The organism is Burkholderia sp. AW33-5, from assembly GCF_053427615.1.
The window spans coordinates 60504-76087 of sequence record NZ_JBSAXA010000007.1 but is presented as its reverse complement, the minus strand read 5'-3'; the positions used below and the strand labels follow the sequence as shown (position 1 = coordinate 76087).

The 15584-nt window shown below is 68.2% G+C and carries 12 protein-coding genes; 6 read left to right on the top strand and 6 right to left on the bottom strand.

From position 1 onward, the window contains the following. Positions 1-135: 135 nt before the first annotated feature. The 6 genes from ACV22V_RS14395 to proC all read left to right on the top strand — a co-directional run bounded on the left by ACV22V_RS14395 (position 136) and on the right by proC (position 7221). Positions 136-1545 carry an FAD-binding oxidoreductase gene (locus tag ACV22V_RS14395; RefSeq protein WP_059535391.1) on the top strand — a complete coding sequence of 470 codons (1410 nt, stop codon included), beginning with the start codon at positions 136-138 and terminating at the stop codon, positions 1543-1545. A gap of 38 nt (positions 1546-1583) precedes the next feature. Further along, the gene (locus tag ACV22V_RS14390) at positions 1584-3077 is read left to right on the top strand and encodes an FAD-linked oxidase C-terminal domain-containing protein (protein WP_059535522.1); all 1494 of its coding nucleotides are present in this window, start codon (positions 1584-1586) and stop codon (positions 3075-3077) included. 142 nt (positions 3078-3219) lie between these two features. Next, complete coding sequence (gene glcE / locus ACV22V_RS14385; RefSeq protein ID WP_448014293.1) at positions 3220-4308, top strand: glycolate oxidase subunit GlcE; 1089 nt, start codon at positions 3220-3222, stop codon at positions 4306-4308. Between the two features lie 7 nt (positions 4309-4315). Then, positions 4316-5542: a glycolate oxidase subunit GlcF gene (gene glcF, locus ACV22V_RS14380; RefSeq protein ID WP_448014292.1), complete on the top strand. Its 1227-nt coding sequence runs from the start codon at positions 4316-4318 to the stop codon at positions 5540-5542. Positions 5543-5659: 117 nt separating this feature from the next. Next, positions 5660-6358 (top strand): YggS family pyridoxal phosphate-dependent enzyme, encoded by a 699-nt coding sequence (locus ACV22V_RS14375; RefSeq protein ID WP_448014291.1) that lies wholly within the window; start codon positions 5660-5662, stop codon positions 6356-6358. 50 nt (positions 6359-6408) lie between these two features. After that, positions 6409-7221 carry a pyrroline-5-carboxylate reductase gene (gene proC / locus ACV22V_RS14370; protein WP_059689053.1) on the top strand — a complete coding sequence of 271 codons (813 nt, stop codon included), beginning with the start codon at positions 6409-6411 and terminating at the stop codon, positions 7219-7221. A gap of 93 nt (positions 7222-7314) precedes the next feature. Here proC and ubiA read toward each other — a convergent pair whose 3' ends face one another. The 6 genes from ubiA to recG form a co-directional block, all read right to left on the bottom strand. Beyond that, complete coding sequence (ubiA, locus tag ACV22V_RS14365) at positions 7315-8187, bottom strand: 4-hydroxybenzoate octaprenyltransferase (protein ID WP_059535384.1); 873 nt, start codon at positions 8185-8187, stop codon at positions 7315-7317. A 261-nt stretch (positions 8188-8448) separates the two neighbouring features. Continuing rightward, positions 8449-8937, bottom strand: a complete 489-nt coding sequence (gene dpsA / locus ACV22V_RS14360; RefSeq protein ID WP_059465436.1) for a non-specific DNA-binding protein DpsA — start codon at positions 8935-8937, stop codon at positions 8449-8451. Positions 8938-9056: 119 nt separating this feature from the next. Then, positions 9057-9212: a hypothetical protein gene (locus tag ACV22V_RS14355; RefSeq protein WP_448014290.1), complete on the bottom strand. Its 156-nt coding sequence runs from the start codon at positions 9210-9212 to the stop codon at positions 9057-9059. 99 nt (positions 9213-9311) lie between these two features. Beyond that, positions 9312-11498 carry a catalase/peroxidase HPI gene (gene katG / locus ACV22V_RS14350; RefSeq protein WP_448014288.1) on the bottom strand — a complete coding sequence of 729 codons (2187 nt, stop codon included), beginning with the start codon at positions 11496-11498 and terminating at the stop codon, positions 9312-9314. 540 nt (positions 11499-12038) lie between these two features. Continuing rightward, the gene (locus ACV22V_RS14345) at positions 12039-12998 is read right to left on the bottom strand and encodes a hydrogen peroxide-inducible genes activator (RefSeq protein ID WP_059535381.1); all 960 of its coding nucleotides are present in this window, start codon (positions 12996-12998) and stop codon (positions 12039-12041) included. Between the two features lie 137 nt (positions 12999-13135). Next, positions 13136-15478, bottom strand: coding sequence for an ATP-dependent DNA helicase RecG (gene recG / locus ACV22V_RS14340; protein ID WP_448014287.1), 2343 nt, complete (start codon positions 15476-15478; stop codon positions 13136-13138). Positions 15479-15584 lie beyond the last annotated feature (106 nt).

Genomic DNA, 15584 nt, shown 5'->3' with positions numbered 1-15584 from the left:
TGTCCTCTCGTGCGCGGCCGCGATGCGGCCCGGTTGCCCAGGAACGCGATTATCGCAGCCCGCGGCGGCGGGCGCAGCGGGCGTTACAGCGTAGAATGGGCCGAAAGTTTGACAAGCAGTCGTCAGGAGACATTCGTGAATCACCCTGCCCCGCCGGCCACCGCGCGCCGCCCGCTGCCCTCCGCCATGCTCGATGCGCTGCGCGCCGCCTTCGGCGAGCGCGTGTCGACCGCCGACGCCGTCCGCGCCCATCACGGCCGCGACGAATCGCCGTTCGATCCGCAACTGCCCGACGCCGTCGTATTCGCCCACAACGCCGATGAAGTTCGCGAAGTCGTGTCGCTGTGCGCGCTCTACGGCGTGCCGCTGATCCCGTACGGCGCCGGCTCGTCGCTCGAAGGCCACCTGCTCGCCGTGCGCGGCGGCGTCTCGCTCGACCTGTCGGAAATGAACCGCGTGCTGTCGATCAACGCGGAAGACCTGACCGTCACGGTCGAGCCGGGCATCACGCGCAAGGCGCTCAACGAAGCGCTGCGCGACACCGGCCTGTTTTTCCCGATCGATCCGGGTGCCGACGCCAGCATCGGCGGCATGACCGCGACCCGCGCATCGGGCACCAACGCCGTGCGCTACGGAACCATGCGCGAGAACGTGCTCGGCCTCACCGCCGTGCTCGCCGACGGCCGTGTCGTGAAGACGGGCTCGCGCGCGCGCAAGTCGTCGGCCGGCTACGACCTCACGCGGCTGTTCGTCGGCTCCGAAGGCACGCTCGGCGTGATCACCGAGATCACGCTGCGCCTGCATCCGCTGCCCGAAGCCGTGTCGGCCGCGATCTGCACGTTCCCGTCGATGGGCGACGCGGTGCGCACCGTGATCGAGACGATCCAGATCGGCGTGCCGATCGCGCGCGTCGAGTTCGTCGACTCGCTCGCGGTGCGCTCGATCAACCGCCACTCGAACCTGACGCTCGCCGAAGCGCCGACGCTGTTCTTCGAATTCCACGGCACCGAAGCCGGCGTGAAGGAACAGGCCGAGCTCGTGCAGACGCTCGCGGGCCAGAACAACGGCCAGGGCTTCGAATGGGCGACCCGCCCCGAGGATCGCACGCGGCTCTGGGCCGCGCGCCACAACGCGTACTTCGCGATGCTGCAGCTGAAACCCGGCTGCCGCGCGGTGACGACCGACGTGTGCGTGCCGATCTCGCAACTCGCCGCGTGCGTCGAGGAAACCGAAGTCGACCTGCGCGCGTCGTCGCTGCCCTGCCCGATCGTCGGCCACGTCGGCGACGGCAATTTCCACGTCGCGATCCTGATCGATCCCGACAAGCCCGAGGAAATCGACGAAGCCGAACGCATCAACGACCGGATCGTCGAACGCGCGCTGCGCCTCGGCGGCACCTGCACCGGCGAGCATGGCGTCGGCCTGCACAAGATGCGCTTCCTGCCGAAAGAGCACGGCGACAACGCGATCGACGCGATGCGCGCGATCAAGCTCGCGCTCGATCCGCGCAATCTGATGAATCCCGGCAAGATCTTCACGTGCTGACATGGCGGCGCGCCGCCGCGCCGCCCGCAGGAGACCCGATGAACGCTTCCGTCGAACTGTCGAGCGCGACCCGCGCGCAGCGCCAGCGCGAAGTCGTGCAGGCGCTGATGGCCGTGCTGCCGACGCATTGCCTGCTGTTCCGCGACGAAGACACCGCGCCGTACGAATGCGACGGCCTGTCGGCGTACCGCCGGCTGCCGCTCGCGGTCGCGCTGCCCGAAACCGAATCGCAGGTGCAGCGGATCGTGCAGATCTGCCGCCGCATGGAGGTGCCGATCGTGCCGCGCGGCGCGGGCACGAGCCTGTCCGGCGGCGCGCTGCCGATCGCGAACGGCGTCGTGCTGTCGCTCGCGCGCTTCACGCGCATCGTCGAGGTCGATCCGTACGCGCGCACGGCCACCGTGCAGCCCGGCGTGCGCAACCTCGCGATTTCGGAAGCCGCCGCGCCGTACGGGCTGTACTACGCGCCCGATCCTTCGTCGCAGATCGCCTGCACGATCGGCGGCAACGTGGCGGAGAATTCCGGCGGCGTCCACTGCCTGAAATACGGGCTGACGGTGCACAACGTGATGCGCGTGCGCGCGGTCACGATCGACGGCGAGATCGTCGAATTCGGCTCGCTCGGCCTCGACACGCCGGGCCTCGATCTGCTCGCGGTGATGATCGGCAGCGAAGGGATGTTCGCGATCGTCACCGAGATCACGGTGAAGCTGATTCCGAAGCCGCAGACCGCGCAGCTCGTGATGGCGAGCTTCGACGATGTCGTGAAGGGCGGCGAGGCGGTTGCCGCGATCATCGCGTCGGGCATCATCCCGGCCGGGCTGGAGATGATGGACAAGCCGGCCACCCAGGCCGTCGAGGCGTTCACGCATGCGGGCTACGACCTCGACGCGAAGGCGATCCTGCTGTGCGAATCGGACGGCACGCCCGAGGAAGTCGCGGAGGAAATCGTCCGCATGACGGCCGTGCTGCGCGAACATGGCGCAACGCGGATCCAGGTATCGCGCAACGAAAGCGAGCGGCTGCGCTTCTGGTCCGGCCGCAAGAACGCGTTTCCGGCCGCCGGGCGCATTTCCGCCGACTATTACTGCATGGACGGCACCGTGCCGCGCCGCGCGATCGGCCCCCTGCTCGCGCGCATCGAGCAACTCGAGACGCGCTACGGGCTGCGCTGCATCAACGTGTTCCACGCCGGCGACGGCAACATGCATCCGCTGATCCTCTACAACGCGAACGATCCGGACGAGCTGCACCGCGCCGAACAGTTCGGCGCGGAAATCCTCGAATGCTGCGTGGAATTCGGCGGCAGCGTGACGGGCGAGCACGGCGTCGGCATCGAAAAGCTCAATTCGATGTGCGTACAGTTCTCGCCGCAGGAGCGCGATGCGTTCTTCGCGGTCAAGCGCGCGTTCGATCCGGCCGGGCTGCTCAATCCCGACAAGGGCATCCCGACCCGCGCGCGTTGCGCCGAGTACGGCCGCCAGCACGTGCGCGGGGGGCTGCTGCCGCACCCCGACCTGCCGCGCTTCTGAGCGCCGCGCAGTCGCGCGGCCCGTGCCGGCCGCGCGCGTGGCGGCGGCATGCCTTCGTCATACGGGGCTTAGGGATAGTCGCGATGTGGATTCGCGCCACCCCGGTACAATCGACCGGACAACAACGAGGCAGCAACAGAACATGGAAGAGGACGACATCGTCGCCGGATGGGCCGAGCGCATCCGTGCCGCCAGTGCCGACGGCCGGCCGCTGCGGATTCGCGGCGGCGGCACCAAGGACTGGTACGGCCAGGCGCTGGACGGCGAAATACTCGACACGCACTCGTTTCAGGGCATCGTGTCGTACGACCCGGCCGAGCTCGTCGTCACGGTCCGCGCGGGCACGCCGCTCGCGCAGCTTGAAACCGTCCTCGCCGAGCGCGGCCAGATGCTGGCGTTCGAGCCGCCGCATTTCGGCCGCGCGGCCACCGTCGGCGGCTGCATCGCGGCGGGCCTCGCCGGCCCGCGCCGCGCGACCTGCGGCGCGCCGCGCGACTTCGTGCTCGGCGTCACGCTGATGAACGGGCGCGGCGAAGTGCTGCGCTTCGGCGGGCAGGTCGTGAAGAACGTCGCCGGCTACGACGTGTCGCGGCTGATGGCCGGCTCGCTCGGCACGCTCGGGCTGATGCTCGACCTGTCGATCAAGGTGCTGCCGGTGCCGGTCGCCGAAGTCACGCTGAAGTTCGAGATGACCGCGACCGACGCGGTGCGCAAGCTCAACGAATGGGGCGGCCATCCGCTGCCGGTCAGCGCAAGCGCGTGGCGCAACGGCACGCTGGTGCTGCGGCTGTCGGGCGCCGAGGCCGCCGTGAAATCGGCGAAGACGCTGCTCGGCGGCGAAGTCGTCGACGCGGTCGAGGCCGAGCGCTTCTGGGCCGGCCTGCGCGAGCACACCGATCCGTTCTTCAACGGCATTCCGCCCGGCTATGCGCTGTGGCGCCTCGCGCTGCCGTCGATCACCGAACCGATGCACCTGCCCGGCACCCAGCTGATGGAATGGGGCGGTGCGCAGCGCTGGTGGATCACCGACGCCGACGCGCAGACGGTGCGCATGAGCGCGAAGCAGGCCGGCGGCCATGCGACGCTGTTCCGCGCGGGCGAATCCTACGACCGCAGCGCGGGCGTGTTCACGCCGCTGCCCGCGCCGCTGATGAAGATTCACCGCGGGCTGAAGACGGCGTTCGATCCCGCCCGCATCTTCAACCGCGGCCGGCTCTACCCCGATCTCTGAGGGCTCGATGCAAACGAACCTCGCCGATTTCATCCGCAATACGCCCGACGGCGACGAGGCCGACGCGATCCTGCGCAAGTGCGTGCATTGCGGCTTCTGCACCGCGACGTGCCCGACCTACCAGCTGCTCGGCGACGAACTCGACGGCCCGCGCGGCCGCATCTACCTGATCAAGCAGATGGTCGAAGGCGCGCCCGTCACGCGCAGCACGCAGCAGCACCTCGACCGCTGCCTCACCTGCCGCAGCTGCGAGACGACCTGCCCGTCGGGTGTCCAGTACGGCCGGCTCGTCGAGATCGGCCGCAAGCACGTCGAGGCGCATGTGCAGCGCCCCGTGCAGCAGCGGCTCGTGCGCCGCGTGCTCGCCAGCCTCGTGCCGAACGAGGCGCTGTTCTCGCCGATCATGCGGCTCGGCCAGCACGTGCGGCCACTCTTGCCGAAACGGCTGCGCGACAAGGTGCCGCCGCGCACGCGGCTGCTCGAATGGCCGCAGCGCACGCATCCGCGCAAGATGCTGATGCTCGCCGGCTGCGTGCAGCCGTCGATGCTGCCGAACATCAACATCGCGACCGCGCGCGTGCTCGATGCGCTCGGCGTCGAGACGATCGTCGCGCCCGACGCGGGGTGCTGCGGCGCGATCCGCCTGCACCTGAACTATCACGACGAAGCGCTCGACGACGCGCGCCGCAACATCGACGCGTGGTGGCCGTACGTCGAGCAAGGCGCCGAGGCGATCGTGATGAACGCATCGGGCTGCGGCGCGACGGTGCTCGAATACGCGCACCTGCTGCGCGACGATCCGGCGTATGCGGAGAAGGCGCAGCGCATCGTCGCGCTGACGCGCGACATCTCCGACGTGCTGCTCGCGTTCGAGGCCGAGCTCTCGACGCTCGCGCGGCGCCGCGCGATCCATACCGTCGCGTATCACCCGCCGTGCACGCTGCAGCACGGCCAGCAGTCGCGCGGCAAGGTCGAGCGCCTGCTCGAGACGCTCGGCATCGACGTGCGGCTGCCGGCCGACAGTCACCTGTGCTGCGGGTCGGCCGGCACCTATTCGCTGACGCAGCCATCGCTGTCGTACCGGCTGCGCAAGCAGAAGCTGCTGAAGCTGCAGGCGCTCGAGCCGCAGATGATCGTGTCCGGCAACGTCGGCTGCATCGCGCACCTGCAAAGCGGCACGCAGATTCCGGTCACGCACTGGATTCAGCTCGTCGAGCATCTGCTGTACGGCTAGCGCGGCACCCGCGGCGGCGTCCGTATAATGGGCGAATCGAAGCGGCGCGTGCCGTGCCGCATTCGTCACCGTACTCGCCGCCGTAATCGCTTCCCCGTGCCTGCTTCCGTGCCCGTCATGTCCGACTTCGCCGCCCGTCTCGATTCCGTTCACCGCCGCATCGCCGACGCCGCCCGCGCGGCCGGCCGCGATCCCGCCACCGTCTCGCTGCTCGCCGTGTCGAAGACGTTTCCCGCCGACGACGTGCGCGCCGCGCATGCGGCCGGACAACGCGCGTTCGGCGAGAACTATGTGCAGGAATCGATCGACAAGATCGACGCGCTCGCCGACCTGCGCGCGGACCTCGAATGGCATTTCATCGGGCCGCTGCAATCGAACAAGACGCGCCCGGTCGCCGAACGGTTCGACTGGGTCCATTCGGTCGACCGGCTGAAGATCGCGCAGCGCCTCGCCGAACAGCGCCCCGCGCACCTGCCGCCGCTCAACGTGTGCGTGCAGGTGAACATCAGCGGCGAGGCGTCGAAGAGCGGCGTCGCGCCGGCCGACGTGGCCGATGTCGCGCGCGCGGTCGCCGCGCTGCCGGCGCTGCGGCTGCGCGGCCTGATGGCGATTCCCGAACCGGCCGGCGATACCGACGCGCAACGCGTGCCGCATCACGCGCTGCGCGCGCTGTTCGATGCATTGCGCGCCGAGGGCCTGCCGCTCGACACGTTGTCGATGGGCATGTCCGCCGATCTCGAAGCCGCGGTGCTCGAAGGCGCGACGATCGTGCGCGTCGGCACCGCGATCTTCGGCGCGCGCGACTATTCGCACTGAGCGCTGCCCTTTTCCGCCTTTCCGTTCACTCATCTGCTCAATCGGACATCATGAAAATCGCATTCATCGGCGGCGGCAACATGGCCGCGGCCCTCATCGGCGGCCTGATCAAGCGCGGCGTCGCCGCTGACGGCCTGTACGCCATCGACGTCAACGAGGACGCCCGCGCACGCACGGCGCAGCAGTTCGGCATCCGCACCGGCGCGGCCATCGACGCGACGCTGGCCGCCTACGACGCGATCGTGCTCGCGGTGAAACCGCAGGTGCTGAAGGACGTCGCGCAAGCGCTCGCGCCGCATTTGAAATCGCAGCTCGTGATCAGCATCGCGGCAGGCATCCGCGGCACCGACCTCGCCCGCTGGCTCGGCGACTACGCGCGCGTCGTACGCACGATGCCGAACACGCCCGCGCTGGTCGGCATGGGCGTGACGGGTCTCGCCGCGCTGCCGGGCGTCGACGCGGCCGGTCGCGAGCTCGCGTCGAACGTGCTCGGCGCGGTCGGCGAGATCGTGTGGTTCGACGACGAAGCGCAGCTCGATGCGGTCACTGCGATCTCGGGCAGCGGCCCGGCCTACGTGTTCTATTTCATCGAAGCGCTGCAGGAAGCCGCGCGCCGCCTCGGCATGAACGACGAACAGGGCCGCGCGCTTGCGGTCGCGACGTTCGCGGGCGCCGCGCAACTCGCCGCGCAATCGGGCGAGCCGGCAAGCGTGCTGCGCGAGCGCGTGACGTCGAAGGGCGGCACGACGGCCGCCGCGCTCGCGTCGTTCGACGCGCAGGGCGTGAAGGAAGCGATCGTGCGCGGCGCGCTCGCAGCCGAGGCACGCGCGAAGGAAATGGGCGACGAGCTCGGCCGCGCATAAGCGCCGCGACCGCCGCCGGGTTTCCGGCACCGGCAACAAAAAAGCGGCCTCGGCCGCTTTTTTGCTGGCATCGCGCGTCGGCGCGCGGCCACTTCAGTTGCCGGCCGCACCCGCCAGCAGGTAATGCGCGGCGATTCCCGCGAACAGCACGCCGCCGAGCCAGTTGTTGTGCCGGAACGCCGCGAAGCACGGCATCCGCTCGCGCCCCTTGATCAGCGTGTAGTGATACAGCGCGCAGCCGACCGCCGCCGCCCAGCCGGCCCAGTACGCGAGACCGAAGCCGAGCGTCACGCCGATCCATACGTAGATGCCGAGCGTCACCGCATAGCATGCCATCACGGCCGCGACGTCGAAGCGGCCGAACGTCAGCGCGGACGTCCGAATGCCGATCTTGATGTCGTCGTCGCGGTCGACCATCGCGTATTCGGTGTCGTACGCGACCGACCAGAAGATGTTCGCGATCAGCATCACCCACGCGAGCATCGGCACCGTGTCCTGCACGGCCGCGAACGCCATCGGGATGCCGAAGCCGAACGCGATGCCGAGATATGCCTGCGGAATCGCGAAGAACCGCTTCATGAACGGATACGAACCGGCGACGAACAAGGCGACGACCGACAACTCCTTCGTCAGCGTGTTGAGCGGCAGGATCAGCAGGAACGCGATGAACGACAGCACCACCGCGATCGCGACGGCTTCCCATGCGCGGATCTTGCCCGACGTCAGCGGCCGGTCGGCCGTGCGCTTCACGTGACGGTCGAAATCGCGGTCGGCATAGTCGTTCATCGCGCAGCCGGCCGAGCGCATCAGCAGCGTGCCGAGCGCGAAGATCACGAGCAGCGGCCAGCGCGGATGGCCGTCCGATGCGATCCACAGTGCGTTGAGCGTCGGCCAGAGCAGCAGCAGGCTGCCGATCGGCTTGTCCATCCGGACGAGCCGCAGATACAGGGGAAAGCGGGCAAGCATGGCGAAGCACCGGGAAGATAATCCCGGCATTTTAGAGCCGAGGCACGGTTCGCGTCATGTCGGGATGGCCCGCGGCCGCGTGCCGCGGCACGCGCGTCGGCCACGCCGGCCCGCTGCAAGCGGCCGAAGCAGCCCTGGCCGCCAATCAAGGGACAGATGCGCGGCAAACATGCACGGGCGGCCAAGGCAGGATTCGATCCGCTGCAGGCGACCCGGCCCCGATTTGAGCTCGGGCTGCCGCCGATGCCGGCCGCGTCGAACTTACGCGAGCAGCGACCGCAGCATCCACGCGGTCTTTTCATGCGTCTGCAGGCGTTGCGTCAGCAGGTCGGCGGTCGGCTCGTCGCTCGCCGCATCGGCGATCGGGAAGATTTCGCGCGCCGTGCGCACGACCGTCTCGTGCCCTTCCACGAGCTGACGGATCATCTCTTCGGCCGCCGGTACGCCGTTCGCTTCCGGCACCGACGACAGCTTCGCGAAATCCGCGAAGGTACCCGGCGCGACGACGCCGAGCGTGCGAATGCGCTCGGCGACCGAGTCGACCGCGAGCCACAGTTCGTTGTACTGCTCTTCGAACATCAGGTGCAGCGTGTTGAACATCGGACCCGTGACGTTCCAGTGGAAATTGTGGGTCTTCAGGTAAAGCGAGAACGTATCGGCAAGCAGACGCGACAGGCCGTCCGCGATTTTCCTGCGGTCCTTGTCGCTGATGCCGATGTTGATCTGCGTGGCGTTGCCTTTCCTGGCCATCTTCGGAACTCCTCATTCGAAATGTTGAACCGGAGAAAATGCGTCGAGCAATCCGCATGCCGCGTCGCACGGCATCCGTTCACGCCTCGCCCGTCTGGTGCGGCGAGCGATTCGCGCGCTCAGCCGCCGGCGCTCGACACGAGCGGCGCGAGCGCGTGCAGCGCCTGCGCGACCAGCTCGGCCGCGCCGCCGACGACGATCGCGAAACCGACGATACGCCGCGCCCACTCGGCCGGCGTGAACGCGGCGCGCATGTTCAGCATCAATTGCGTCATGATCGTCACTCCTTCGACACGATCCTGGAAGAAAAAACGGCCGGTCGTGCGACCGGCCGTTTCACGTTACAGCGAAACTGCGTTACCGCATCGCGACATTCACTTGAGGTCGAAGCGGTCGAGGTTCATCACCTTGTTCCAGGCCGCGACGAAATCCCGCACGAACTTCTCGTTCGCGTCCGCGCTGCCGTACACCTCGGCCAGCGCACGCAACTGCGAGTGCGAACCGAAGATCAGGTCGACGCGCGTACCCGTCCACTTGACCTGGCCCGACGCACGATCGCGCCCTTCGAACACGTCGTTCGCGGCCGACGCCGGCTTCCACTCCGTGCCCATGTCGAGCAGGTTCACGAAGAAGTCGTTGGTCAGCGAGCCCGGACGATCGGTGAACACGCCGTGCGTTGAGTCACCGACGTTCGCGCCGAGCACACGCAGGCCACCGACGAGCACCGTCAGCTCCGGCCCGCTCAGCGTCAGCAGCTGGGCCTTGTCGACCAGCAGCGCCTCGGCCGGCGTCTTGTACGCGCTCTTCAGATAATTGCGGAAACCGTCCGCAACCGGCTCGAGCACGGCCATCGCTTCGATATCGGTCTGCTCCTGCGACGCGTCCATCCGGCCCGGTGCGAACGGCACCGTCACCGCGACACCCGCGTTCTTCGCGGCCTGTTCGACGCCGGCCGCACCGGCCAGCACGATCAGGTCGGCGAGCGACACCTTCTTGCCGCCCGTCTGCGCATCGTTGAACGCCTTCTGCACACCTTCCAGCGTCTCGAGCACCGTCGCAAGCGCGGCCGGCTGGTTCACTTCCCAGTCCTTCTGCGGCGCCAGACGGATGCGCGCACCGTTCGCGCCGCCGCGCTTGTCCGAACCGCGGAACGTCGAGGCCGACGCCCATGCGGTCGACACGAGCTGCGCGACCGACAGGCCCGATGCAAGCACCTTCGCCTTCAGCGCCGCGACGTCGGCGTCATCGATCAGCTTGTGATCGACAGCCGGGATCGGGTCCTGCCACAGCAGTTGCTCGGCCGGCACTTCCGGGCCGAGATAGCGGGCGCGCGGGCCCATGTCGCGGTGCGTGAGCTTGAACCAGGCGCGCGCGAACGCGTCGGCGAACTCGGCCGGGTTCTCGTAGAAGCGGCGCGAGATCTTCTCGTAGGCCGGGTCGAAACGCAGCGACAGGTCGGTCGTCAGCATCGTCGGGCGATGCTTCTTCGCCGGATCGAACGCATCCGGAATCACCGCGTCGGCGCCCTTCGCGACCCACTGATGCGCGCCGGCCGGGCTCTTCGTCAGTTCCCATTCGTAGCTGAACAGGTGCTTGAAGAAGTCGTTGCTCCACTTCGTCGGGGTCGACGTCCACGTGACTTCGAGGCCGCTCGTGATCGCGTCGCGGCCCTTGCCCGATGCGTACGTGCTCCTCCAGCCGAGACCCTGCTGCTCGATGCCGGCCGCTTCCGGTTCCGGACCGACGTTCGATGCGGGGCCCGCGCCGTGCGTCTTGCCGAACGTGTGGCCGCCGGCGATCAGCGCGACCGTCTCTTCGTCGTTCATCGCCATCCGCGCGAACGTCTCGCGGATGTCGCGTGCCGCCGCGACCGGGTCGGGATTGCCGTCCGGGCCTTCCGGGTTCACGTAGATGAGACCCATCTGCACGGCCGCGAGCGGATTCTCGAGGTCACGGTCGCCCGAGTAACGGCTGTTCGGGCCGCCGCTCAGTTCCAGCCAGATCTTTTCCGAACCCCAGTAGACGTCGTCCGGTTCCCACGTGTCGACGCGGCCGCCGGCGAAGCCGAAAGTCTTGAAGCCCATCGACTCGAGCGCGACGTTGCCGGTCAGGATCATCAGATCGGCCCACGAGATGTTGCGGCCGTATTTCTGCTTGATCGGCCACAGCAGCCGGCGCGCCTTGTCGAGGTTGCCGTTGTCCGGCCAGCTGTTCAGCGGGGCGAAGCGCTGTTGCCCGCCGCCCGCGCCGCCACGGCCGTCGGCGGTCCGGTACGTGCCGGCGCTGTGCCAGGCCATCCGGATGAACAGGCCGCCGTAGTGGCCGAAGTCGGCCGGCCACCAGTCCTGCGACGTCGTCATCAGCGCCTGCAGGTCGCGCTTCACCGCCGCGAGGTCGAGCTTCTTGAACGCTTCCGCGTAGTCGAAATCCTTGTCCATCGGATCGGACAGCGCCGAGTGCCGATGCAGGATGTTGAGATTGAGCTGGTTCGGCCACCAGTCCTTGTTCGACGTGCCGCCGGCCGCCGTATGGTTGAACGGACATTTCGATTCGGTCGACATGCTTTTTTCTCCTTTACTTGCTCGTAAGCCCCACTTGCCGAGCGCGGTTCGTGGAGCATTGCGGGGGGATGAAACGGAACCGGTTGGTCCTGTCGTGCTACGGGGTGTCAGGCGGCGTGGCCTTCGATGCGGACTGCGGGACTTCGGACATGCAATGCTCCCTCATGGCTGAACGGCAGTGAGTCGGGAAAGACAGAACCGGCATGCCGCGGCACTCATCCGCCATACACACGGTCCGCCAGATACGCGAACGCAATCGGGCGCAGGCTCCGGGCCGCGGCCCTCGCGCGATTTACGACCTCGTCGCGCGAGGGGATGTTCCGCTGCGCGTGCTGCAATACCGCCCACATCATGATATCGCCCTTTGATATCTGTATTCAGCGTGCAAATCGGACCGTCTATCGAGTGCGATCCATAAAAATGATTCTATGTATTTCTATCGCTTATTTGAATTTGATAAATTTCATCTATCCGATAGGCAAAAATAAACGGGGTCGCCAGGCCCCGTTGACTGCCTGCCTCAGATGCATCGCACCCTGCTCAATTCATCGTCGCGGGCATGTCGAGCTTCGCGACGCCCGGCAGTTCGCACGCGGCGATCGCCTCGCTGATCGCGTCGATCGCCGGCATCCGCGTGAAGCTCTTGCGCCACACCAGCACGACGCGGCGATCCGGCACCGGCTCGTTGAACGGCACGTACGACAGCAACTCGGCGTCGGGACCGTTCGCGCGCGGGCCGATCTCGGCGACCGACATCCGCGGCAGCACCGTGATGCCGACACCGCTCGCGACCATATGGCGAATCGTTTCGAGCGACGAGCCTTCGAAGGTCTTCTGGATGCCGTCGGCCGTCTGCGAGAAGCGCATCAGCTCCGGGCACACGCCGAGCACGTGATCGCGGAAGCAGTGACCGTTGCCGAGCAGCAGCATGGTTTCCTGCTTCAGATCCTCGGCGTCGATCTCGTTGCGCTTCTCCCACGGATGGCCGGCCGGCAGCGCGACGACGAACGGCTCGTCGTACAGCGGCCGCACCATCAGGCCGGTTTCGGGGAACGGCAGCGCCATGATCGCGGCGTCGATTTCGCCCTGCTTCAGCAGTTCGAGCAGCTTCAGCGTGTAGTTCTCCTGCAGCATCAGCGGCATCTGCGGCACGCGCTGGATCATCTGCTTGACGAGCGTCGGCAGCAGGTACGGCCCGATCGTGTAGATCACGCCGAGCCGGAACGGGCCGACGAGCGGGTCCTTGCCCTGCTTCGCGATCTCCTTGATCGCGAAGGTCTGCTCGAGCACGCGCTGCGCCTGCGTGACGATCTGGTCGCCGATCGGGGTCACGCTCACTTCGCTCGCGCCGCGCTCGAAAATCTGCACGTTGAGCTCGTCTTCCAGCTTCTTGATCGCCACCGATAGCGTCGGCTGGCTCACGAAGCATGCTTCGGCCGCGCGACCGAAATGCCGCTCGCGCGCGACCGCGACGATGTACTTCAATTCAGTCAGGGTCATTGTGGGTCAATCAGGGTTATACAGGCGATAGGTTTAATTTATACACCCGTTGGCACCGATTCGCCAAGTTTCTCTGCATCGAGATGCGCCGAATCGCCGCCGAATGGCGGTTTTAAATCCGTCCCCGAATGCGCGGATCAGGCCTTCAGGTACTGCTCGCGCGCGCCGAGCCAGCGTGCGAGATGCTGCGTGACCACGTCGGGATACGCGGCGATCAGTCGCGCTGCCGCGTCGCGGGCCGGGTCGATCAGCCAGCCGTCGGTCTCGAGGTTCGCGAAGCGCAGCATCGCGGCGCCGGACTGGCGCGCGCCGAGGAATTCGCCGGGGCCGCGGATTTCGAGGTCGCGCCGCGCGATCTCGAAGCCGTCGGTCGTCTCGCGCATCGTCTTCAGCCGCTCGCGGCCGGTCAGCGACAGCGGGCCCGTGTAAAGCAGCACGCAGACCGACGCCGCGGTGCCGCGCCCGACGCGGCCGCGCAACTGATGCAGCTGCGCGAGGCCGAAGCGCTCCGCGTGCTCGATCACCATCAGCGACGCGTTCGGCACGTCGACGCCGACCTCGATCACGGTCGTCGCGACGAGCAACTGCACCTCGTTGCGCGTGAAGGCTTCCATCACGGCCGCCTTGTCGGCCGGCGACAGCCGCCCGTGCACGAGCCCGACCTTCAGCTCGGGCAACGCCTCGGCCAGCGTCTCGTAAGTCTCGACGGCCGTCTGCAGCTGCAGCGTCTCGCTCTCCTCGATCAGCGGGCACACCCAGTACACCTGGCGGCCGGTCAGCGCGGCCTCGCGCACGCGGGCAATCACCTCTTCGCGCCGCGCATCGCCGACGAGGCGCGTCAACACCGGCGTGCGGCCCGGCGGCAGCTCGTCGATCGTCGACACCTCGAGATCCGCGTAATACGTCATCGCGAGCGTGCGCGGAATCGGCGTGGCCGACATCATCAACTGGTGCGGCTGGAAATCGCGCGCGCCGTTGGCCGCGTTCGCGGCCTTCGCGCGCAGCGCGAGACGCTGCTCGACGCCGAAACGGTGCTGCTCGTCGACGATCACGAGGCCGAGCCGCGCGAATTCGACCGTGTCCTGGATGATCGCGTGCGTGCCGATCACGAGCTGCGCGGTGCCGAGCGCCGCGGCTTCGATCGCCGCGCGCTTTTCCTTCGCCTTCAGGCTGCCCGCGAGCCATGCGACCGAGACGCCGAGCGGTTCGAGCCACGCGCGCAGCTTGCGTGCGTGCTGCTCCGCGAGGATTTCGGTCGGCGCCATCAGGGCGGCCTGGTAGCCGGCGTCGATCGCCTGCGTGGCCGCCAGCGCCGCGACGACCGTCTTGCCGCTGCCGACGTCGCCCTGCAGCAGCCGCTGCATCGGATGCGCGAGCGTGAGGTCGTGCGCGATCTCGTCGACGACGCGCGACTGCGCGCCCGTCAGCGCGAACGGCAGCGCCGCGTAGAGACGCGTCGTCAGCGCGTCGGCATCGGCCGCGGTGCGGCGCGGCATCGCGGGCGCCGCGCGCGTGCGGCGCTCCTCGTGCGCACGCTTGAGCGACAGCTGCTGCGCGAGCAGCTCCTCGAACTTGATGCGTGTCCACGCCGGATGCGAGCCGTCCATCAGCGCGGCTTCATCGGAATCGACAGCCGGGTGGTGCAGGATCCGCACGGCCTGCGCGAGCGTCGGCACGCCGAGCGGCTTCAGGTAGTCGCGTTCGATCTCGGGCGGCAGCAGCTCGGGCAGCGGCGTGCGCTCGACCGCGTTCTCGATCGCCTTGCGCAGATACGCCTGCGACACGCCGGCCGTGCTCGGATAGACGGGCGTGAGCACCTGCGGCAGCGGCGCGTCGGCTTCGACGACGCGCACGGCCGGATGCACCATCTCCATTCCGAAGAAGCCGCCGCGCACGTCGCCGCGCACGCGCAGCCGCTGGCCGACGGCCATCTGCTTGACCTGCGAGCCGTAGAAATTGAGGAAGCGCAGCACGAGCTGCTCGCCGTCGTCGTCCTGGATCTTGACGACGAGCTGACGCCGCGGCCGGTATGCGACTTCGTTGTCGAACACCACGCCCTCGGTCTGCGCGATGCCGCCCGGCAGCAGTTCGCCGATCGGCGTGAGCGTGGTTTCGTCCTCGTAGCGCATCGGTAGATGCAGCACGAGATCGATCGAGCGCGTGAGGCCGAGCTTCGCGAGCTTGTCGGCAGTCTTCACGGCGGCGGTCTTCACGGGTTTGTCGGCGGCCGGCTTCTTCTTGCGCTTCGCGCCGGACGTGCCGGCTGCCCCCGCCTCGTCGCCGTCCGCGCCCGGGTCGACGTCGGGCGCGGCGGCGGCCGGCTGCGCGAGCCGCCCGTCGGCGCCGCGCTTCGGGCCCGCGCGGCGCGGCGCGCCACCGCGCGGCTCCGCGCTTTGCGCGGGTAACGCGGCATCGTCCGCGTCGAACGGATCGGCGGAATCGGCAACGGCGGCGGAGGAACGGCGTGGTGACACTGGCATCGGATCGTCTGGGTGCTTCGCAAGGCAAGTACAATAGCGGCTTTCACGTCGTCCGAACGAACGACGCCGGCCAGGCCGCGCATCCCGCCATCATAGCGGCTCGCGC